Origin of the sequence: Pseudoalteromonas sp. PS5, assembly GCF_004103255.1 — a bacterium.
Taxonomy (GTDB): Bacteria; Pseudomonadota; Gammaproteobacteria; order Enterobacterales; family Alteromonadaceae; genus Pseudoalteromonas; species Pseudoalteromonas peptidolytica.
On sequence record NZ_RCSQ01000214.1, the window covers coordinates 1 to 24,109 of the forward strand.

The following is a 24,109-nucleotide window of genomic DNA, read 5'->3' on the forward strand; positions in this document are numbered from 1 at the left end:
AATATTCAGAATCGACTAATTAGTCGCTAGTCTAATTGTCGAATAAACTGAGCCGGGTTGCCTGCAAACATCGTGTTGGCAGGCACGTCCTTTGTTACAACACTTCCAGCTCCGATTACCGCATTGTCTCCAATTGTTACGCCTTTATTGATGATAGCTCCATAGCCTACCCAAACATTGTGACCGACTTTTACAGGTTTAACGATGAGTTTAGAGACTTCGTCTGGGGCGTTTCTGTTTGTTAGGGTGTGTCCATCACAGTCCATGATGACAACGTTTGGACCAAATAAAGCATTGTCGCCAATTTCAACACTTTGATAACTCACTATAGCCGTTCCTTGTAGGCAGGCATTATCACCAATACGTATTTTGCCGCAGGCGTAATCGGGGCGTTTTACCGCGGTAAGTTTTACAATATCATTGGGAAATGCGGCTGCACTACTGGAATCTAGTAGCGCGTCTTTGCCTATTTTAATCGAGTCGGTGAACGCTTCTACACTGATTTTTGAAGGAAGAGTAGCCGTATTCTCATATATTTCGACATAGCTAAACTTTGGTTTGCCCAAAATGTTGGGCTTCGAAGCAAATATTTGATTGCTATCATGTATAAGGTTGAGCCACAAGTGTGACTCCGTGCTCTGTGGAAAGGTATGGTTCAAAAATTTAGGCATTATGTGGTACTTCCTTTAATTTTGTAGCCTGATTAGCTATCGCTGATGAAACCTTGCCCATATTTCTAATTTTTGCTGAAGCTAAGCCAATAATACAGATGAGCGCTGTGGTTACTCCCAATAAGGTTGTGATCTGTGACACTTCAAATCTATCTAACAAAGTACCAAGCAACATTGAAGAAAGTGGGATCAAGCCATGGATAGCAAATAATACCAGAGCAATCGCACCTGATAGTTTCTCAATTGGGACATTTAGCTGATACCAAGCGGTACCAGCAACAACAGTAAAACCTGCGGCACAGCCAATGGCAACTAAGCTGATGCAAAGTAGTAGGAGTGAAGACTGAAAACCAAGCTGGATAAATACAATCGCAGTAAGCAAATCTAGTACTAAGATATATTTTCCTAAATTCTGCATATTTGGCTTACATATCGCAACTAAAGTGGCACCGATGAAGGTGCCGATCCCTTGGCTTGCCAATAAATAGCTTAATGCCGATTCATCCATATTTAAAGTTACCTTAACAAGGTAAGGAAGCATGATAAAAAGCGGCCCATGAATAAGGATGGAAATCAACATTAAATACAACAGAATAATTTTAAGATTTGGATGTGTGAAACTATATTGAAAGCTTTTGAGCATCGATCGAAAGACAGATGAGGATGTCATAGACTGCTCTTTATCTTGATGACGGATTTTTAATGTACAGCATGCTGCTAGTGTCACTAGTATGGCATCTAGAAAGAATGCCACAATAAGATGTTCAATATCTGTACGAAATAGCCCATTAACTTCTAAATAAGATTTTATGCCTAGCAGGGAAAACCCCACTAATACAGGCGCACAGGCTTGGATCACAAAACTGCTACCCATTGTCAGTACGTTGGCTTTTAGAATATGTTCAGGTAATACGATACGAGGAATAAACGACTGATTTGCAGGAAAACCAAGGGCGGAAAAGCCTCCCGCAAAAAGTGCGAAAGAGATGAGTAACACGAGAGATGGTTCATATAGGTATAAGCTTAGTGCAAACAGTAGTGTACTTAACGCAAAGCCAAAGCGTGATATCTTAATTACGAGCAGAGGCGAGTATTTGTCTGCGATTGATCCTCCCAACAATATAAACAAACTATGCGGTATACCAAAGCACGCCATGATAACAGCAAGGGTTGTTGGGTTGTTATTGGCAACAGACAGCGTTAACCATGGCAGGGCGATAAGCGTAAAATATGCACCTATTTGGGTTAGCATTACGCCAACCCAATGAAGGTGAAATTCACTATTTTTTGATAGTGACGGCATACTACTTTATGCTTCCTGATTGGCAAAAACCAACAAAGCGCCACACATCATATTGTTTTGATTTAGCGGGCACTTCATTACGAGTCCACCATTTTGCTTCAAATAACGCATGTTGATAAACCGCTTGCTGTTTCGCTCGGTAAACGTTGTTGCTTTGCCACGAGTTAATATTGTCACATTTTAGTGTAGTGCTCTGATCCCCAGTCCAGCTGGTTGAGATTTCAGGCCAAAATTGTAAGAACTCAATACTTGGAGCCGGGGTACGTGCCCGCTCTTTTTCTTCAGCTGTCCAACTGCGATTTTGTTCTTGATGGCATGTCTGGCAAGTCATCGTATTATCGCTCCATTGCCTATTCGTTCTGATGATCAAAGGTGTATCGTCAGACGGGTCGTCATTGTTCCACTGCGTATACAACTGCTCCATGTTTTGCTCTCTAAGTAGCCACTGTGCTTGACCTTGAGTCCACTCATGCCAATGAAAATCAGGCCAGAATTTTGCCCCTAGCAAGTTTCTTGCAGTATCAAAATCACCAGCTTTTATCGAATAGTCCATAACAGTCGTTAAAAAAACTAAGCGATTGAATGAAAATCTAGGATCATCTCCACAGCTTCTAAACAGCAGATCTTGGTTACAAATACCTAACCCTTGCATTAAATAGCCGTAGCCTTTGAAAAATCGAGAAGGCTCATTAAAGTAACTGGAGGCAAGCGTTATCGAATGGAATCCGGGGCTTACTGAAAACCACTGTTCATGCTCTTGATCTATCAATGAGCGGCTTAGCGTATCTTGATGTACCCCAGCTAACCAGCGCCTAGCTAAGGTAGTCCAGCCGCCAAGAATTGAAGAAAGTCGCATTGTTTTTTTGGTACTGGTTGGTTGTTTGGCTTGTAACTCTATTTCATGAGATAGCAAAATAGCTCTAGTACTGTAGAAGCCAGTAAGGATGAAATAATACAGTGTATTTGGATCAGAGTATGATACCTCACTACCTAGCCAAAGCCTTGAACTAGCGACAAGGGTCAGTGTCATTACATTGCCCGGATCTGTAATTAAACTTTCAACGAGTGCGTTGCCGGCGTCAACGCCTTGCTCTGGTTGGACATTAAACGCATGGTGGAACTGAGTATGCGATGCAAGCTGCTCATTTACATTAAGGCTATCGTAAGCAAGTACTTGATTTACTTGCCTGCCAAGCGTTTCACGTACCTGATGTGCCCAAGTATGAAGGGTAGCCACTTTTTCTAGGCGTTCAAGGTAATAGAGTGCAACTATGCTATGTTCTAGCGATGTTGGTGTAGGGGATTTGCTGGCGATAAGAGAGCTGGACAAATATCTTATCGCAGCCAGTGCGATGACGTGCTCAGCATGTGGGTTTTCTAAATAGGTAATTTGAATTGCATCATCAATGGTATGACTACTTTGCTGTGTTACAACAGTACTCAGTTGTCTATTTACCGCATCAAACTGCGTTTTGGTTAGCCCTAATTGCTGATGATACAAGTCAGTGTCGTAAAATGCTTCAAGTTTGAACTCTGTATTGTTGCTACTTGCAAGTGCGAAATTGCAAAATGCAAATACCATTAAATAAATATATCTCATTGCTACATTCCTTTTAGATTGTTTATATATTTTTCTATAAGTGTTGTTATTTGTTGTTCGTTAAATAGCAGTGCGCTGTAACCGACAAATACATGTTGCTGGCCTTGCTCGAAATAAGTTGATATGTACAAACTGTAAGGGCTTGACATTGTTTCGTCAGATACAACAAATGGAATTGTGTGCTTGAGCTTGGTGTGCCAATCTTCTAGCTTAGTGACAGTATGGGGGTTACTTGAGGTGTTTAGTTCACCTTGGTAATTGAAACTAAAATCAGCAGGTTGTAATACTGGTAGTGCTGATTTGACTTTGTCATCTGGATTTAAGTGCGACAATGCGTAGTATCCAGTCGCGTTGTGAGGGGCAGATGCCAAAAAGGTATCGATATGCACAGCGGTACTGTGTATTGACTCGAATGCGCATGATTCAAGAAGCAAATTCACCGGTGAAATTAAGTAGCCCACGATAGCTTCCGCAGAAACACCAAGGTACTGGTTGAAGCGATTGAATTGAGAAAGCTCAATGGCAACTTCGTTAAGCTCGAAAGTTGTTTTCAGCGCGTTTGCCAGAGCGGCTGTGTGTGTAGTGGATTGTGAAATTCCAAGTTGTTTCGCGCTAGCACTAATTTGTGCACTGAGCCCTTTAGGGAGCGTAGAGACAGTATGGCGCTGAGCATCTCCTTGATTGGCTTTCATCACTTGCTCTACAGGGAATAGCCTGTCGCTTTGCTGCTTTGCGGCCTGCTGCCAAAAGGCAATATCGGCTTGCCACTTACCCGAACTAAAGGGTTGACTAAAATAGTCATAATACGCATTAGCAAAGTCGATATAACGATCTTTTTGGAGCTGGCATGTTGTGGCTCCAGCTTTTAAGGCGGTGATAATACGTTCTAAGTGTCGTGCTAAAACCTCCATACTAAAGCCATCAAAAATCAAATGATGTAGTGACAGTGTAACAAATACACTGTTACCTTTCTTAACATAAAATAATCTTAATAAGCTTGATGTTAAACGGATTGTTTGTACTTCTTTTGTGATAAAGGCCGCGACTTGATCAAGCGCTAAATGGGATAGATCAAAGCAAATTTTTTGAGATAGGGTGGCCTTTACACTTTCAATATATTCGTTGCTTTTTTTGACATCAAACCTTGTTCTAAATGCAGGGTGGTGGGAGATAAGTAGAGTAATTGCGCGATTGAGCAAATCAAAGGTTAGCTTGTTATCTTCATCCGCAAGCGCCATAGAGTGATTGACAACCCATAGGTGATGCTCTCCCCCCATCGCGAGTAAATATTGACGATTTGGTAAACTGGGGAGTGAGATAATTTCCTCATCTTGATAATGGTGTTCATCAAAGCGCAAATCTAGAGTCACTAAATGATCAGACTGGGTTTGCTCGACAAGGCCGGCCATGTGATCCAAGCAAGGGTTTTGGATAAACGCTTTTATTGTAATAGAGACCCCTAGCGTATGATTGATGCTTGCAATCAAGTCAATCACTTGAATTGAGTTACCCCCAAGCTCAAAAAATGACTTAAACGGATCAAAAACATCAACGTTTAGCTTACGTTGCCAAAGCTGTACGAGCACTTTTGGATAGTGTTGAAGCGAGCCTTGTGTAGGTTGCTCGTTATTTACGTGTTTACTTTGCTTAGTCAGAGCAAGTTTATCCGTTTTGCCGTTCGGGGTCAGTGGCAACTGTGGTAGTATTGTGATTTCAGCAGGCTGCATAAAGTAAGGTAGTCGCTCTGCGATATATTGGCGTAACGCGACGAGGTTTATCTCTGTGTTTGGCTTCAAAACGATAAAAGCAGAGAGTTTTTCTGTTTGGCTTAACACGATAGCAGCCGCATCAATATCAGGGTATTGAGAAATCGTATTCTCAATCTCTGAGATCTCTATTCTAAAACCATTTAGCTTAATTTGTTGGTCGATACGTCCTTGATATATTAATCTGTCGCAGCTATCTATCTTGACTAAATCTCCTGTTTTGTAGGCACTAATGTGACCCTGATCGTGAGCAAATGAGATAAACTTATCAGAGGTTTGCTGAGCTTGGTTCAAATAGCCATTAGCGAGACCATCACCAGCAATCAATAATTCTCCGGTAACACCTCGTGGTACAAGCTGTAGCTGCTGATTAACAACATAGAATTGTGTATTGGCTATCGGTTTGCCTAGGTGGATGTCGTCATCATGACCTAATGATGCAACTGAAGACCACACCGTAGTTTCTGTCGGCCCGTACATATTCCACAAAGCAACAGCCTGTATGTTCAGGTACTGTTTTAACTCCAAGGGAAGTGCTTCTCCACCACTTAATACTGTCGTGTTTTCATGCAATTGCACATTAAAACTTTTAAGCATATTTAGTGAAGAAGGAGTCGCTTGAATAAAGTTAACCCCTGCACGATTGATTAATGACTGTAGCTGCTGCGGATCTTTGCTTTGAGCGTTAGTGGCCAAGTGCACGGTACCACCTACGAGCAGTGGTAAAAATAGTTCCAACACATGAATATCAAAGGAAATTGAAGTGATTGCTAGGGCTGATGTTTGTTCATCAAGCGCAAATGTTTCCTGCATTGCGTATAAAAAATTTCGTAATGCAAAATGAGATATTGTTACGCCTTTTGGTTTGCCAGTAGAGCCTGAGGTATAGATGATATATGCAAGAGAGTTGGTATTAATACGCACCGCAGACAGGTATTGTTCAGTATTGACATCAAAATTTGCCTGCAAGCATTGCACGGCGACATCGAAGGATTGGCAGTGTGCTAACAATACGGGATCGCACAAGATGAGTTGCGTATCCGAATCGTCTACCATATGGGCAATTCTGGCAGTGGGGTAGTTAGGGTCTAATGGTAGATACGCATGACCGCTATGTAAAATGGCCAACATGGCAGCAACCATGTGTACTGAACGATGACAATATACACCAATAAAGCAGTTTGCCTCGAGCGACTGGGTTTGGATAAGTGCTGAATATTGCTTAACAAGCGCTTGCAGCATTTGATAACTGTATGTTCCAGATTGGTCGACTATGGCTATTTTATCTTTGTGGCGAGCAAAGGATTGCTGTAGCGCAAAAGGTAAAATATCGCGGTGGCTATAATCTCGCTGTACACCTTGCCAAGCCTGTTGCAAAGTTGCTTGCTGCTGCGGCGCGATAAGTGTGATAGCAGACATAGGTTGCATCGCGTTTTGAAGTAAAGTATCTAAAACATTAGAAAAATTCTCGGCGAGCCGTTTGATGGTTTGATGATGATATAAATCACACGCATATTCCCATTCCAACAGCAAAGAATCTGGCTGCTCAAAAATATCCAATGTTAAGTCAAATTTTGCTTTGCGAAATTGTGTCTTTGTTGGGGTGATTTCTATATTTTTTAGCGTGGGCACAATCGGCTTCATATTGTGCATAGCAAGGAAAACATTAAATAGAGGAGGCTGATTGTGATGCCTAGTAATGGGTAGCTTCTCCAATAACACTTCAAATGGCAGGTGGGCGTGTTCAAAAGCATCTGTGGTCTGAAGTTTTGCTTCCTCCACCAACTCAGCAAAACATTTATTAAAGTCAATATGCTGTCTCATGACAACTGTATTGGCTATAAACCCAATGAGTGTTTGTAATTGAGCATGATCGCGATTGGCAACGGGTGTACCGATGACAATATCGGACTCGTTACTGTAAAAGGCCAGTAGCACATTAAATACGCTATAAACCACGGTAAATGGCGTACAAGCATGTGCTTTGGCAAATGCTTTTATACTTGAAAGCTGACCGCTCTTTATTGAGCTGGTATAAAAATGTGCGCGAAGATCAGAGTGAAGTGGCCGACTGTTATCGCAAGGAAAAGTGACATTCGTGGCACAGCCTTCAAGCTTTTTTTGCCACCACTGGCTAAGTAAGTCTAACTGCTTTGGTGTTAATATCGCTCGCTGCCACCTTGCATAGTCAATGTAGCTGATTGACTCCGGCTGTGGCTTGTAAGCTGTCCCATCAATTAATTGTTCGTATCGTTTTGCTACTTGCTGACAAAATAGTGCAATAGACCAACCATCAGCAGCAATATGGTGGATCACAAACACAAAGTAATAGGCGTGAGGAGCTTTTTGAAAAACTTCGACACGAATAGGGCTTTGGTGGCGCAAATCAAAGGGGGTCTCTACACGCTGTTGAATTGCGCTAAATATTGCCTCTTCACTTAATTTTGTACACAAGTGCAGGCGATAGACGTCAGCACTGGCAGGTGCTTGACGTTGCACTATGGTATTCTCTGTTTTTTCATATTGTGTCGTGAGCGCACTATTACAATCAATAACTTGCCTCAGCGCTTGCTCAAAAGCGACTTGGTTCAGCGCGCCTTTGAGCGCAAATATTTTAGTAAGATGATACTCAGTAGCGCCTTCGCGCAGGGAGTCTGCCAGCCACATACGCTGTTGTTGAAACGACACCTCAGCTTGTTTAACAGCATAGTTTGACGAGATAGGCTGCGCCAGCTGTTGTATCAGTTGCTTTAGCTTATTACGCTTAATTAGTGAGATAAGGTTTTGCTTTTCAGCCTTTATTTCGTCAATGAGTGCGGCGCTTGGTTGAGTTTTGGCGTGTAACTCAAGTTGATCATCAGCACTTAGCGAAAATGAAATCCCAAGTGTGCGGCATTTTTCAATTAACTGTTCCATTACAACATGACCTTTACAACTTGCTCATCGGTAACGGTATCGATAGCTGACTGCTGCTCATTGTAAAGCGTGATAATAAAGTTGGTCAGTTTTGCCACCGAGTCATGCTTCATAACTAAAGAAGCGGGTAACGGATCATCACAAAGTGCTTGTAATCTTTGCTTAAGTTCGATTGCCATTAACGAGTTAAGACCGTAGTCGAACACGCTAGCACTGCTCTCAATGTTATTTGCGTCTTGTAGCCCAAGCACAGTAGCTAAATCACACTTTATCCGACTTTCGATTAATGTTTGTCGAGCCGCTGAATTTGCAGCGTGTAATTGGGTTTTGATGGGATCTTCGTTTTGTTCTGGTGTTGATGTCTGAAAGTGTGAAAACACTGTGCTGCCAGTCGCCAGTTTGGCATCTTGCCAATCAACTTTAAAAATACCAATTTGCGACATCGCACTGGATATTGTGCGCTCTAGCTCTTCGATCCCTTCTTTTGAGGTGAGTGGATACATGCCAGCTTGTTGCATTGCTTGCTGTTCTAATTCAGAAAGTTGTGCCGCCATTCCCGCCTCTAACCAAGGACCCCAGTTTAAGCTAAGCGCAGACTTTCCTTGCTGTCTTCTTGCGATACACAAGCCATCCATAAAGGCATTCGCAGCCGCATAGTTTGCTTGTCCCGCCCAGCCAACAATAGCAGCGATAGAAGAAAAACAAACAAAGTAGTCTAATGACAGGGCGTGAGTGGCAAGGTGTAAATACCATGCACCATTAACTTTTGGTGCCAGCACTGAATACATGTGTTCTGCACTTTGGGATGAAAATGTTGCATCTTTTAAGACACCAGCTGCATGGAAAACTCCTTTTAGTGGCGCACCTGAATGCGCAATATGCTCGATGACTTTTACGACATCCTCGTACTGGCTAATATCAGCTTGAATGTATTGAATAATACACCCCGACAGTGCAGCGTTTTGGATTGTGTCGTTTAGGCTATCGCTAAGGGCGCTTCTACCAGAAACAAAAATATGCTTTGCCCCTTTTTCGTATAACCAGTTCACAACCTCAAGACCAATTCCTCCTTGCCCTCCAGTAACTAGATAACTGCCCTTATCAAATTGCTCTGACGGTGTATGCCGCTTACGTGCAAAAGTCGGTAATGTGTCGAACTTAACTGACAAATATTCCGCTGCTAGCTCAGTCGGCAGGGCATTAACAGAAATGCAGTCTGAGGGGTTTTTCAGTATTCGGTCATCATTATTGAGCAATTCAACGATTTGTACTGTCAGTCCATGTAGTGCGTGGATAGATTGGCTGTTATCTAACTGTATGGTTGGCTTGATAAAAGTATAGTCATCATGACTTAACTGTGTTGTTGGTGGGGGAGTGATACAGATGATATGGGCACCATAACATAGTCTCGCCTGTATCGAATTTGGTATGCTCGTGGCCGGATCTAGCACTAAAGTTGCAATTGATTCAGTTGTCTCACTCTTGTCTGTGGAGTCAATAACATGCACAACGCGCCCTGCGGTCTTTAAACAAGATATCGCGACAAAGCTTTCAATGGTGGACGGATTAAAAAAGCTGACAGCAGTGGTTTGTGTAAGCAGTGTTTGCACTAACGCCAAAGCTCGGTGTAATACAGCTAAGTGCTCAGTTAACCATGTCGCACTTACGTCAGGCAGTGACACAAACGGCAAAGCGTCATCGATATAATTGGTTACACCGGCATTGGCGAATACAAGCTTAGGTTTTGTGTGATCCGCAAGCTGATAAATAAAGCAGCTTGGTCTATTGCTTAATGCTGCTCGACTAATTGATACCGCACGGACGGGGGTTATGGCTTTGTCATCATTCTTTTGTGCATAAGCCACCCAACAGCTGTCATCCATGAGCCACTGGTAATGGCCGGTGGGTGTTGTGGAAATGGTGAAATCTTTTGACTCAGTGCAGGCCTCGGAGCTTAAGTGGTCAAGTTTTTGTACGAAAACATCGCCATGACGGATAGCCATTTCCGTATCGTTCAGTTGTTGTGCGAGGAGCAGTCGGTTAAGTGTTTCAGCACTAGAAGGCTTAGCATCAATATCGAGTAAGGTTACTTTAAATTGTTGGTTTTCTGTAGAAAATACTCTCAACATACCCCATATTGCGCTTTGCAGCGGGTTAATTTCTGTGCCTTCAGCATCTTGTGCATGTTTGGTGATAATCACGATTTCTAATGACTTACCCCAATTGGCAGTTTGGATAGCTTGAAAATAATGAAGTGGCGCAACTAAAGCACGTTCGATAACCGTTTGTGAAAGGCTACCATGGCGCATTTCTATATTTGCTAAATGATGAACATCAACAATCAAGCGCTCAGTGTGACTGAGATAGGGTTGTAGTTTTTCAATGAGTGACGCTGAGTCATCATCTGACGTGATATGCACCACTGAGTTATTTTTAAGAACGTGAAGAGCCGAGAAATCAGTATTTTCAGCTAAAATACTCACGGTATTTGGCTGAGTATCTCCTGCATCCTGCGTTACTGGAGCGTGTTGCCAAGTGTAATGATATTTGAGCTCCTTTAATGAGTCTAATTGATGTTGAGTATTAGGTTTTAACTCAATCCCTTTAATGGCAACACAGAGCTGGCCGTCCAAAGTATAAATATGGAGATCGCCAATGCAAATTGGATCGCTGAGAAGGGTAATGTCAAGCACTGAAAAGCAACGATTTGTAGGCTTTTTGTAAAAGGTAAATTCGCTGATTTTAACCGGTAAGTAGGACTTATTAACTAGTTGAAAAAAGCTCTGAAAAGCGCCATCAAGTAACATTGGGCTTAGCATAACTTGTGAGTCATCTTGAGACTCACAGTGTATTTCGACGATGACTTGTGATGATGACTTCCAGCACTGTAGTACACTTTGAAATTGCGCCTGGTAATTCATATCAAGCTGGTGGCAATGGGCGTAGAAGTCGGCCTTACTTATGGCTTGTGGAAATTGTTGTATAGTGTCGCTTAAAGTGTCACCTTGATGGCAGTCTCTTTCATGCGTATCTAAGGTGAAGCGGGATTGTTGATGCCAAGTATCAGCCTCTAAACTAGACAATGAAATTGTCCCATTTTGAGTATGGTAGCGAGTCTCTATGGTAATATCTTCATCGCCAAGATACAGAGGCCGATTAAATTCAATGTCGCAAAGCGTGAACTGAGCATGTGGTTCTGGCTGTTGCGTGCGGGCAAATTGTAGTGCCGCTTCAACATAGGCTGCACCAGGATAAATCACCTCAGTACCAACTTGGTGACCTGACCAATATGGCTGTTTTTTCACGTTAACTTTGGTTTGGAAAATGGGTTGATGACTGAGTAACTGTTGACCCAGTGTGGGTAAACAGAAGTCAGAAAAAGCATCGCGTTTTTGTTTGTTTTCAACCCGTGCGAGTTGAACATCAGGATGTTCAAGCCAGTATGATTGGTGCTGCCATTGATAATTAGGAAGCTTGATAGTGTGATTTGGAAAGCAGTTTATTGCGTTGAGTGCCAGCTTAGGAGCTAACAAACCAGATACCGCTAATGCGCCTAATGCGGCTGCAAACTGGACTTCATCGTCTTCATTTCGAAGGATAAGCGGTGTGGTGAACACAGAAAGGTCTGAAGCAACTTGCTTGATCACGTTACAGAGCACGGCATGAGGGCTTATTTCAATAAAGTTTCTTACTCCGTTATCAAGCAGTGTATTTATCGCTTTTTCAAAATAAACAGGTTCGCGGACGTTCCTCGGCCAGTAATCAGCGTGCCAGTCTTGCTGTTGGGTAAGTGAGCCTGTCACTGTGGAATACAGTGCAATGCTCGGCTCAGATGGAGACAAAAGGGCTAAAGCATCTAACAACGGTTGCTCTAGCTTATCCATAACAGGGCTATGATAGGGCACGTCAACATTGAGAAACTTTGCAAACTCGCCCTCGGCATCTAACTGTGCTGCAATTTCACTAAGTGTGTCGGTATCACCAGCAAGTGTGACGGCGGTGCTACTATTGATAGCTGCGATAGAGACTTTGTTTGGGTATTCGTGACAAAGCGTTTGTGCTTGTGTTTGCGAAATCCCAACTGCCAGCATCTTTCCTTCACCTGTGGTCGTTTGCTGTAGCCGACTACGATGGTAGATGATGCGAATAGCGTCTTCGAAGCTGTATACTCCAGCGCAATAGCTTGCTGCAACTTCACCGGCGCTATGGCCAACGATGGCATCGGCTTTGATACCGTATGAAGTTAACAATTGAAACAAAGCGATTTGACAGGCAAATATTGCAGGTTGTGCATACTGGGTTTCATGGATCTCGTCACCGCCATTGTGCATTTTATCGATCAGTGACCACGACACATAGTGCTGCAATGCGCTATCAACTTTATCTATCTCTTGTTTAAATATTTTGCTGCTGCAATACAGAGCTTTGCCCATCGTTTGCCAAGTAGTTCCCATACCGGAAAAAACCAAAGCAGTAGGAGATGATGCGCTCTGCTGAGAAGTTGCACTTCGAAAGACTTTATTGGGGCGCTCGAAAATGAAGTCTTCAAGTTGTGCCATCAAAGTCTGCTTATCTCTGGCCGTGAATACCACTCTGTTTTTAAAAGCGGTGCGCAATAGTACCGAGTTACGGCAGAAGTCGGGGAGCTCATGGGTTGCTAAAGGCGCTAAATAGTCTAAATACGCTGAGACTTGCGCTGTCAATGCCGCTGCCGACTTTGCACTAACAAAAAGTTGTAGCACACCTGCATGATCGGGGTTTGAGGTAGGGGTTAGAGTTGCTTGCTCTACCACTACATTTGCATTTGTTCCACCAAATCCAAATGAATTCACAATTGCACGCCGAGGTGTATCGTCGGCTCTATCAGGCCAAGGCGTATTTTCCGTGACTACTTTTATATTTAACTGTGCCTCATTGATGGCTGGATTTATGGTGTGACAGTGCAGTGTTTTTGGGATTACACCGCTATTCATTGCATTAATTGTTTTAATTAAGCCAGCTAATCCTGCGGTGGGCTCTGTATGGCCGATATTACTTTTAACTGAACCTATTAGGCATGGCATTAACTTGTTATCTCGAATGCCCAAAACACTACCCAAAGCATTGACCTCGATAGGGTCACCCACAGCTGTGCCTGTGCCATGTGCTTCGGCATAATCAATATCGTGGCCACTCAAACCTGCAAATTCCAATGTTTTTGACAACAAACGCTGCTGCGCTAGACCATTTGGTACAGTGATCCCATTTGTTTGCCCGTCTTGATTCGTGCCACTTGCCTTTATAACAGCTAGGATTGGATCATGATCATTGATTGCATCAGAGAGTTTTTTTTAATACCACGACTGCAACGCCTTCACTTCGAACATAGCCATTCGCGTCACTCGAAAAACTTTTACACAAGCCGTCAGGTGAAAGCATAGAAGCTTTGCAAATGGACATTGTCATTTCAGGTCTAAGCAGCAGATTGACGCCACCGGCAAGCGCTATATGGCTATCTCCGTGTAGGATTGCCTTACATGCTAAATCAAGCGCTACGAGTGATGAGGAGCAGGCAGTGTCGAGAGTTAGGCTAGTACCATGGAAATCAAAGCAATAAGACACTCGGTTTGCCGTCAGCGTCATCGATGAGCCCGTTGCTGAGTGACTTGAAATATAATCATGTGCGCAGCTTGCAGTTTGCAGTTGCTCAAAGTCGTGCATAAATTGCCCCATGAATACGCCGGTGTCACTGCCTTTTAATTGCTCGATGTCTAGCCCCGCGTTTTCTAGCGCTTCGTAAGTTGCTTCAAGTACCCAGCGTTGTTGAGGGTCAATATATGGGGCTTCTTTTGGTGAAATGCCAAAAAATGGGGCATCGAATAATGATAAACCAGATAAGAATCCACCATTTTTTACATACATTTTCCCTGACTTTTCACGATCGCTGTCATAATAAGCACTAACATCCCAGCGTTCTTTTGGTATTTCGGTGATGCCATTACCTCCAGCTAATAGAAACTGGTGAAAGTCAGAAGGTGCATTGTTGTCTCCAGGGAGTCTGCATGAAACACCGATGACAGCGATGTCATTATTTGGCATAGTTGTAGCTTGATTGTTGTTCATTGTTATTACTCCAAAATACGGTGATGTTTACATGGCTTGGCTAAATGATGTGGCATGGGCTTGGCTGAATAAAATACCCTTCAGCGCATCATTGGGGCGAGTGTGGGCGGTTAGTATGTCTTGCCAACTCATTCCTTGTTGTAGTAGGTACGTTGCAACCGAACAGTGTTTGTCGTGAATATAGTTGATATTTTCTTTTGCACTTTTATAGGTATCAGCTTTTACTTTAGGGTGTGGGTAATGAATTGCTTTTGCATCAGTGATGAGCTCAAATTTAGCACCTATACCGTGGAGCCTAAGTGCTAATTCAACATCTTCCCCCCCCCAGCTTGTGAAATATTCATCAAAGCCTCCGATGTCAAAAAGCGCTTGTGTTTTGCACGACGCGTGACAAGTCCAAAAGATAAGCCAAGGTTCAGCGATATACTGTAGTGACAACCCATGAGAGTGTAAGTAAGGGGCGCGACAATCTTGAAATTGGTCTAAAAAAGTGTGATCAGCAAAAATATTATTATTGGATAAGCGATGCTTAAAAGCCCGTATACTGGACTCTTCGAGTTCTTCAAACCCAAAGCACAGTCCAATTAATACATCAATGTTACTCGACTGGTATTGCTTCAAATGTTGGGCTAAACATGATGCTTCTGCAATGACACCTGAGTCCAAAAATAATACATGCTCAAATTGCGCCGCTAATATGCCGATATTTCGTGCTCGAGCAACCCTAAATCCTTGATCACTTTGAAAGTAGTAATGTATCGGTAGCTTATCTGTGTATGAGTCAACAATGTCTTTTGTATTATCGTTCGAGCCGTCATCTACCACGATAACTTCAAAGAAAACGTTACTAAGAGTTTGTCTTTCTAAACTCTGTAATGTGAGTTGTAATAATTGGCTGCGGTTATAAGTGGGAATAATAACGCTGATCCCTGGTCTCCAATCTTTCATTTTTATATTCCTTTGAATTTGCAATCGTCGCAAAAGTTAGCACCGAAATTGGATACGTTATTTTTAATATGTGAATTATTGGTGTCAATATGTTATTTAGTATTTTCAAGTTGTTATTTTGTGTGCGTTTAGTAACCTAATGATTATTAAGGTTGTTGTTTTTTTGTTCGCCTTTTTTGATTGAATATTGTTCATCAATGAGGTTCGATATGTATGTGGTTAATGTTTTGTAAATTGGGAAGGTGATTTATTCGTGTTATGTTGTTAATCATTTTCAACACCAGCAGGGACACTGTAATGTGAAGAGCTTTATGGGAAGCACCTGTATGCGTGTATTAACATCGTATTTGCGTTTAATAGCGAGTTCTTTTATTGCCTGTATTGATGCTTACCCATATGAGTTTACAACCAATTCTTAACTTTGAGTCGATACCTTTTATGGTCTTAATAAACAAGTTGCATATTTAGTAGAAAAAGAAGATGACGGTCGCAACAATACAACTTTTTAATTAGGTAGAGAGCTAAATATAGCGAGTCTTAACAATCCCAACGTTAGCTCATTCCTTATTCAAGGCTCAGGTTAAATAAATATTTAACTTCCAATTTGCCCCGAAAACCGCTAGCCTTAGGGGCAATAAATAAAGTAACAAATACGTAAAATAATGGAGCAGTATTATGGCAGAGCAACAAGTGCAGCCTTTACACAACGAGAAGCACGCTAACATTAAAGTTAAAAACGGCGTGAATGTTGAATTCCTTAAAACTCAGCACTTAATGCCAGTGGTTGCACACGAATTTGCACGTGTAGCGACTGAATTCCCAATGGCTTTTGTTAAAAATTCAGAAACTGGTCAATTTCAAGCGGTTGCTATGTTTGGTCTTCAGCCAAATGAAAATCTATTTGTTGAAGGCGACAAGTGGACTGGTAGCTTTGTACCAATGGCAGCAGCTCGTTACCCGTTTGGTTTAGTTAAGCACCCAGAGCAAGATCAGTTTGGTATTGTGATTGATGAAGCAAGCCCGTTAGTTGGTGAAGAAGAAGGCAATGCGCTTTTTGAAGACGGTAAAGAGACTGAGTATTTAGCACGTCGTAAAGAAGCGTTAGTAAGCTACGTTGAGTTTGCTCGTGTAACTGAAGCATTTACTCAGTATCTTGCTGACAAAGAGCTTTTAGTTCAACAAACGTTAACTGTAGAGATCCGTGGTGAGAAGAAAGACATCAACGGTATCTATCTTGTAGATGAGCGCAAGTTAAATGAGTTAGGTGACGAAGATTTCCTAGAGCTACGTAAACGTGGCTATTTAGCTCCGATCTTCGCATTTTTGACTTCTACGCATCAAGTGGCGCGTCTAGCTCGTATTAAAGCACAGCGCGAAGCTAGCTAAACGCTTTTAGATATAGAATGATTCGATAGAAGCGCTTCCAGAGGAAGCGCTTTTTTTTTATGCTCTAAAAGTCACACCTTTGCTCTTTGTAAGTCTTGATGCTTCAAGCGATAAAACTAATCGAATAGATCTTTTTCCTTGCCTATAGGGCATAGGCACCTCGGCAGGAGCAGGACGCAAAAGCGGGTATCGACAAAATTTTCTCGCCTCAGAATAGACCACTTAATTAAGATAATTGTTATAAAAAATCATCTTTAACTTAATAATCCACAAACATTTCAACGTGAATACTTGCATCCTTCTATAGTTCATCACATGCTGTTGGCACAATAAAGAACCAAGGTAAAAAAATGAATAAAACTTCTTTGTTTGCATTCATGCTAGCGTTGGCGACAACAGGTGTGATGGCTGAGGCGCACTCAAAGCCATTTGCAATCGCTATTCATGGCGGGGCGGGCACAATTGAGCGTAGTAACTTCACGCCGGAAAAAGAAAAACAATACAAAGCTAAATTAAAAGAAGCCGTTGAGGCTGGCTATAAGGTACTGGCACAAGGTGGAGAAAGTCTTGATGCAGTAACGGCAGCCATTAATATTCTTGAAGACTCTGCATTTTTTAATGCGGGGAAAGGTGCCGTATACACCTACGATGAAGGTCATGAATTAGACGCATCAATTATGGATGGTCGTAACCGTCAAGCAGGCGCAGTGGCTGGCGTAAAGCACATTAAAAACCCCATCAATCTGGCAAAAGAAGTCATGCAGCACTCTGTACATGTCATGCTAAGTGGTGATGGTGCAGAAGATTTTGCTAAGAGACGCGGTTTTGAGTTAGTGGAAAATAGCTACTTTGACACTGATGCTCGTTACCAGTCGCTCTTAAAGGCGAAAAAGCGATTACAGATGAAAGAAGCCGCCACGAAAGACTATCAAGCAGCACATCAGCAATTAGAGAGCGAATACAAGATGGGGACTGTCGGTGCAGTGGCGCTTGATAAGCATGGGAATTTAGCTGCAGGAACGTCGACAGGTGGGATGACGGCGAAACGCTTTGGACGAATAGGTGACTCACCCGTGATTGGTGCAGGCACATTTGCAGATAACCGCTCCTGTGCAGTGTCTGCAACGGGCCATGGCGAGTATTTTATTCGGTATAATGTTGCGGCCGATATTTGCGCTCGCGTTGCTTATCAGGGTAAGTCGATAGAAAAAGCAGGCAAAGAGGTTATTTTTGACACGCTTTACCCTGTTGGTGGCACCGGCGGTGTGATAATTGTAGATCCCAATGGCAATATCAGCATGCCGTTTAATACAGCAGGAATGTATCGAGCAAGTAAATCCTCAAGCACCGAAACGTACGTAGGTATTTATCGCGACTAAAACAATATTAGATTAAGCAACTTCTTAAAACGCCAACTACTATTACTATGATAGCTGGCGTTTTAATGGAGATGGGCAATGCAATCAATAAAAGTCGCAGACTACTTAAATCATCGACCTGTAACATTTAATCAAGATATGCGCATAGAGGCTGCAGTTGAAAAACTGCTTCAAAGTGGACAATCTGGTGGCCCTGTCATCGATGAAAGTCGACGAGTCATCGGCTTTTTGTCTGAACAGGATTGCCTTAAAAAAATGTTAGAGGCAACGTATCAAAATGAGTCTCATAGTGTTGTGTCTGATGTGATGACAAAAGACCCGTTATGTGTAAATTGTGAAGATAGTATCGTGCAAATCGCAGATATGATGAGTTGTAATAAGCCCAAAATCTACCCTGTTGTTGACGAAGATAAGCGCTTACTGGGCGTGATCAGCCGGGCGAATGTATTACTCGCAATAGATAAACACTTACATGATACCTATATGGCTGGGCAACGATACGTATAACGTCTTTAGTAATACATTTATTAGCGCAAAATAAGACGTACTGATGAAATTTAGTTGGGTTCGTCCTACTTGATTTGCTAAACTACACGGCGTTTTATGTAATCACAAGGTGTCGTGTAGTGCAGGTTGACTCGCTGTTTAAAGAGCTAAATTCATGTCTTAAAAAGGATCACTTCGTCCTCAAAAAGCGCCTTCATGGTGCAAAAAAAATTACCGATCAAGAAAAACAAAAGCAGGTTATTGCAAAAATCGCAGCAGCAATTGCAAAAAGCCAGCAACTAAAGGTAACGAGAAGCGCAAATATCCCGGCAGTAGAGTACCCTGAACAGTTACCAGTAAGTCAAAAGAAAGAAGATATAAAAGCAGCGATTGCTAGTCACCAAGTGGTGATTGTCGCTGGTGAAACCGGATCTGGTAAAACCACTCAGTTACCAAAAATTTGTTTGGAACTTGGGCGCGGTGTGGATGGTTACATTGGCCACACTCAGCCTAGAAGGCTTGCCGCTAGAAGTGTATCGACTCGTATTGCAGAGGAGATTGGTTGTGAAATGGGGCAAGAAGTAGGGTTTAAAATTCGGTTTTCAGATCAAGTTTCCGATAACACCTACGTAAAATTAATGACTGATGGTATTTTACTGTCTGAAATTCAGCAAGATAGATTCCTAAATCAATACGACACCATCATCATAGATGAAGCGCACGAGCGTAGCCTTAATATTGACTTTATTTTAGGTTATCTAAAACAGCTCCTGCCTAAACGCCCAGATTTAAAAGTAATTATTACTTCTGCAACGATTGACCCTGAGCGTTTCTCCAAACATTTTAATGACGCGCCGATTATTGAAGTCTCAGGTCGAACCTATCCGGTGGAAGTAAGATATCGACCAGTCGAAGATATTGACCCACAAAATAGCGAAGCAGAGAACGATCAGCTACAAGGGATCTTTGACGCAGTTGATGAGCTGTGTGCAGAAGGGCCGGGTGATATTCTGGTATTTATGAACGGGGAGCGTGAAATACGCGACACCGCTGATGCCTTGGCAAAGCGTAATTTAAAAGGAGTCGAAGTATTACCCCTCTATGCGCGCCTTTCAAACGCTGAACAAAATCGTATTTTTGCACCGCACAGCCAGCGCCGTATCGTATTATCGACAAATGTGGCAGAAACGTCTTTGACTGTACCTGGTATACGTTATGTTATCGATCCTGGTACTGCGCGGATCAGCCGCTATAGTTATCGCACCAAAGTACAGCGCCTACCGATTGAGGCTGTATCTCAAGCCAGTGCCAATCAGCGAAAAGGTCGCTGTGGGCGGGTGGCATCAGGTATTTGTATTCGTTTGTATAGTGAACAAGATTTTCTTGGCCGCCCAGAGTTTACTGATCCTGAAATCTTAAGAACAAATCTTGCGTCAGTTATCCTGCAAATGCTTGCACTTGGACTTGGTGATATTAGTCAATTTCCATTTGTTCAAGCGCCTGACAGCCGAAATATAAAAGATGGTATGTCGCTACTCGAGGAACTTGAAGCGATTGTACCTGCAAAACGTAGAGAAAAAGCTCAACTCACTGATTCTGGGCGTAAGCTAAGCCGCCTTCCAATAGACCCCAGACTTGCCAAAATGGTCATGTCTGGTGCACAAAATGGCGCACTTTGGGAGGCTATTGTAATCACTGCGGCTTTATCCATTCAAGACCCCCGTGAGCGGCCGCAGGATAAGCGTGCAGTAGCAGACGAAAAGCATAGTCGTTTTGAGAGCGAGCACTCTGATTTTGTCGCCTATCTTAATCTTTGGAACTATATTGAAGCCCAGCAACAAGCGCTAACCCGAAATCAGTTTAGAAAGCAATGTCAAAAAGATTTTTTAGCCTATATGCGAGTGCGCGAATGGCAAGACATTGTGTATCAGCTCACAACGGTGTGTGAAGAGCTGAGTTTTAAAGTCAATAATACACCCGCAGCAGATGAAGCTATTCACCAAGCCTTACTCAGTGGTATGTTGAGCCATATTGGGGTGAAAGACGAAAAACAAAAACAGGTCTTTAAAGGGGCACGCAATAGTCAGTTTCATATTTTCCCAGGCTCAAGTTTATTCAAAAAAAGTCCAAAATGGTTGATGTCAGCAGAGCTGGTAGAGACCAGTAAACTGTATGCACGGGTCAATGCAAAAATCGATGTGAACTGGATAGCGCCTTTAGCCAAGCACTTGGTTAATCGCAGTTATAGTGAACCGCATTGGGAAAAAAAGGCCGGTGCAGTAATCGCATTTGAACAACAAACTCTCTACGGTTTGATTATCGTAGGTCGCAAGCGCACAGTATATAGCGAGATAGACCCTGTAGTTAGCCGCGAAATCTTCATTCGAGAAGCCCTAGCCAACGGGCAACTTGGGCAAAGTGAAGGCTTTTTAACTGCAAACCAAAAGTTAGTCGAGGAAGTGCAAGCACTTGAAGACAAAGCTAGGCGTCGCGATATTTTGGTTGATGAAGAAGATGTAGTGGCATTTTACCATGACCGAATCCCACAGGATGTGAATAACCGCGCTGCATTTAACAAATGGTGGCGAGTTAAAAAGCAAAAAGACAAGCGCTTTTTACACATGACCCGAGAACTGCTAATGAAGCATGGTGCGGATCATATTAATGCCACAGATTACCCCGATACTTGGCAACAAGATAACTTGATATTGCCGCTAAGTTATCACTTTGATCCTGGCCAAGCGCTTGATGGCGTGGTGGTTAATATACCACTGGCGTTACTAAACCAAATTAACGATGAGGGTTTTGATTGGCATATTCCTGCACTTAGGCATGAACTGGTATGTGGATTGATTAAATCTTTACCAAAAACCTTACGACGGAACTTTGTTCCCGCGCCAAACTATGCTGATGCCGTGCTTGCCTCTGTGGAGGTAATGCAAGGTCCATTTTTGGAAGCGGTTGCAAATCGTCTACTTAAAATGACTGGAGTGAAAGTTGCGCAGACCGACTGGGATACAAGTTCGCTTGAACCACATTTAAAAATGCAGTTTCAAGTAGTGAATGAACACGGAAAAGTAATCGCTCACGGTTTTAATTTAAGTTCGCTTAAGGCCAAGTTGCAGGGGCAAGTGACACAAACGCTCTCCCAAGTCGCCGAACAGGGGATTGAGCAAACCGATATTCAGCAGTGGAATTTTGGAGAGTTGCCAGAGCAGTACACCAAAAAACAAGGGAACTATGAGATTAAAGCATATCCCGCGTTGGTTGATAAAAAGCAAAGCGCAGCAATAGAACTGTTTGATAATGAAACAAAAGCACAAGCGGCACATCAATCTGGTGTACGGCGACTTATCTTGCTTAATGTACCTTCACCCGTGAAGTACTTACAGCAACATTTACCTAATAAGGCAAAGCTTGGCTTATATTTTAATCCTTTTGGTAAAGTGCAAGACTTAATAGACGACTGTACTGCTGCTGGAGTGGATAAGCTGTTGCTCGAATTTGGTGAGGTGCGGGATGACAACGCATTTGATCAGGCTAAAGAATACATTCGAGCTGAATTAGGTGATACGGTTGTTGAGATAGCAAAACAAGTTGAATCACTGCTCAGCGTAGCTCATAGTATCAATAAACGCATGAAAGGACGTGTTGACTTAACTATGATCACTGCGCATGGTGATATTAAATCGCAGCTATCTGATCTTGTTTTTAAGGGCTTTGTAACAGCACATGGGGCACAAAAAATCGCAGACATTTTACGCTATATGAAAGCCATAGAAAAAAGACTTGAAAAGCTTGCTGTAGATCCAAATAGAGATAGGTTATGTGTACTAGAATTGGAAAAGGTAGCGGCGGCTTATCAAGATAAGTTAGCAAAAGTCCCATCAGGATTCCCGATACCACCATCGCTTAAAGATATTTTTTGGATGCAACAGGAACTTCGCGTGTCTTTGTTTGCTCAAACATTAGGAACCGCTTATCCTATTTCGGCTAAACGTGTTCTTAACGCAATAAAAGAGTGTGAAATATAAACTTGCATTTTAGAGTACGACAGTTACTTTATTATATGAGGAAGTAAAGTTTTGGATTGTGAGAAGGAAGCGGCATTGGTTATGTCCACACGAGAGAAAAGGAAAAATACGCCGCACCTGTTAGTGGTTGACGACGAGTATTTTAATTATGAAATGCTCGAGGTCGCGTTGTCTGGGGTGTTTGAGCTTAGTTATGCCAATTCAGGTACCAGCTGTTTATCTAATGCAATTGCAGATCCTCCCGATGCAATTTTATTAGATGTATGTATGCCTGGGCTTGATGGCTATGATACATGTCGGATGCTGAAAAACACGCCAGAGACGAAGAACATTCCAGTGTTGATGGTGTCAGGCTTAGAATCTGAAAAAGAACAAAAAGCAGGTTTTGATGCCGGCTGTGATGCGTACGTAGTTAAGCCATTTTCGATGCAGTCGTTATTAGAAAAAATAAAATCAATGGTGTAGGAGCACACATGATCAATGAAGATAAACGTCGCTTTATGCGTATGTCTGTGGATGCGGTGGCACAATTAAGAGAGCTAGAGTCCGGAAAAACACACGAAGGAGTGTGTCATGATCTTAGTGCTACTGGCCTTTCTGTAACAATATCAGACCCTGTAGAAGCAAATACTGTTGTTGATATTTTTATTGATTCAAGTGGTGATATGATCCAGCCTTTGAGTGCCCATGCTACCGTGATACGTTGCAGTCAAGAACAAGACGGTCAATGGATTGCAGGTTTAGAGATCACCAAATTTAATTAGTCCAAGCCCTATATTGAGAGTGTCTTATCGTTATCAACTTGATGTTATGCAATCAAGCGCGTTTGGTTTTATACCTCACTGATCACACTACCACAGTGTCAATATTCGCAATATACTCGCCAATAAGGCCTCTACTGGCGAGTATGTACTTGACTTAAAAGATGTAGAGGTATCGAAGCTGATACCTAAAACAGCACTGGTACCACCAGCATAACCCCATTTTTTCTAAATAACTTTATTGCCAACAGTGAGCTGGTATATAAAACCTATATCTACAGGGTATAAAACGACACAAAGAAAGTGGCGATGGATGCCAGTGCGAACATGGTGTATTCAGTGATTGATTGTTTGCGCTTTTCTTCATTGTCTATGGGTGTTGTTGCTATCATTAATAAGCTCGTGATCAACATAGCTAGAGAGTATAAACATAAGATAGATAAAACAGCATCTGTAAACATATAAGCCTCGACTATAGGTTGGTATTAGTGTCTTTTTAGCAGACGGTTATGGCACTGCACGTATTGATTTGCGATAGGCTAGTTATACCGTTTCGACTTAATACATGATCAATCTTAGGGCGTAAATTTGATTCAAAGCATATAAATATCTTGATGATGAGGGCATCCAAAAGCGATGTTTTAGACGAAGGTTTTTGTACCTCAACATAGACAACTCTATTAAGCTAATTGATATAGATCCCTGAACAGCAGTGCATTTATACCAATTTGACTCAATACTTGCTCAATTTGAAGGA

13 protein-coding genes are annotated in these 24,109 nt (G+C 42.3%); 6 read left to right on the plus strand and 7 right to left on the minus strand.

All coding sequences use genetic code 11. From position 1 onward, the window contains the following. Window positions 1-26: 26 nt before the first annotated feature. From D9603_RS20515 to D9603_RS20545, 7 genes are read right to left on the minus strand one after another with little or no spacing between them, the layout of a single operon-like run. Window positions 27-671, minus strand: a complete 645-nt coding sequence (locus tag D9603_RS20515) for a DapH/DapD/GlmU-related protein (protein ID WP_128732714.1) — start codon at window positions 669-671, stop codon at window positions 27-29. Continuing rightward, the gene (locus D9603_RS20520; RefSeq protein ID WP_128732715.1) at window positions 664-1,974 is read right to left on the minus strand and encodes an MFS transporter; all 1,311 of its coding nucleotides are present in this window, start codon (window positions 1,972-1,974) and stop codon (window positions 664-666) included. Before D9603_RS20520 ends, D9603_RS20515 begins: the two co-directional genes overlap by 8 nt. A gap of 1 nt (window position 1,975) precedes the next feature. After that, entirely contained in the window at window positions 1,976-3,574 is a 1,599-nt protein-coding gene (locus D9603_RS20525; protein ID WP_128732716.1) for a hypothetical protein, read from the minus strand. Between the two features lie 2 nt (window positions 3,575-3,576). Continuing rightward, a complete protein-coding gene (locus D9603_RS20530) occupies window positions 3,577-8,256 on the minus strand; it encodes a non-ribosomal peptide synthetase (RefSeq protein WP_128732717.1) in 4,680 nt (1,559 codons plus the stop codon). After that, complete coding sequence (locus tag D9603_RS20535; protein WP_347232153.1) at window positions 8,256-13,568, minus strand: SDR family NAD(P)-dependent oxidoreductase; 5,313 nt, start codon at window positions 13,566-13,568, stop codon at window positions 8,256-8,258. The genes D9603_RS20530 and D9603_RS20535 overlap by 1 nt, the downstream gene beginning before the upstream one ends. 4 nt (window positions 13,569-13,572) lie before the next feature. Next, window positions 13,573-14,358 (minus strand): polyketide synthase, encoded by a 786-nt coding sequence (locus D9603_RS20540; RefSeq protein ID WP_128732719.1) that lies wholly within the window; start codon window positions 14,356-14,358, stop codon window positions 13,573-13,575. A gap of 27 nt (window positions 14,359-14,385) precedes the next feature. Beyond that, entirely contained in the window at window positions 14,386-15,306 is a 921-nt protein-coding gene (locus tag D9603_RS20545) for a glycosyltransferase (RefSeq protein WP_128732720.1), read from the minus strand. A gap of 675 nt (window positions 15,307-15,981) precedes the next feature. Here D9603_RS20545 and D9603_RS20550 point away from each other — a divergent pair. The 6 genes from D9603_RS20550 (at window position 15,982) to D9603_RS20575 (ending at window position 23,355) form a co-directional block, all read left to right on the plus strand. Next, on the plus strand, window positions 15,982-16,692 hold the full coding sequence (locus tag D9603_RS20550) for a SapC family protein (protein ID WP_125253895.1): 711 nt from the start codon (window positions 15,982-15,984) through the stop codon (window positions 16,690-16,692). 350 nt (window positions 16,693-17,042) lie between these two features. Next, window positions 17,043-18,071, plus strand: coding sequence for an isoaspartyl peptidase/L-asparaginase (locus D9603_RS20555; RefSeq protein ID WP_128732721.1), 1,029 nt, complete (start codon window positions 17,043-17,045; stop codon window positions 18,069-18,071). Window positions 18,072-18,149: 78 nt separating this feature from the next. Beyond that, window positions 18,150-18,578 (plus strand): CBS domain-containing protein, encoded by a 429-nt coding sequence (locus D9603_RS20560; protein ID WP_128732722.1) that lies wholly within the window; start codon window positions 18,150-18,152, stop codon window positions 18,576-18,578. 119 nt (window positions 18,579-18,697) lie between these two features. Then, the gene (hrpA, locus tag D9603_RS20565; RefSeq protein WP_128732723.1) at window positions 18,698-22,591 is read left to right on the plus strand and encodes an ATP-dependent RNA helicase HrpA; all 3,894 of its coding nucleotides are present in this window, start codon (window positions 18,698-18,700) and stop codon (window positions 22,589-22,591) included. Between the two features lie 81 nt (window positions 22,592-22,672). Beyond that, window positions 22,673-23,056, plus strand: coding sequence for a response regulator (locus D9603_RS20570; RefSeq protein WP_125253912.1), 384 nt, complete (start codon window positions 22,673-22,675; stop codon window positions 23,054-23,056). Window positions 23,057-23,064: 8 nt separating this feature from the next. Further along, the gene (locus D9603_RS20575) at window positions 23,065-23,355 is read left to right on the plus strand and encodes a PilZ domain-containing protein (protein WP_128732724.1); all 291 of its coding nucleotides are present in this window, start codon (window positions 23,065-23,067) and stop codon (window positions 23,353-23,355) included. Window positions 23,356-24,109: the final 754 nt, after the last annotated feature.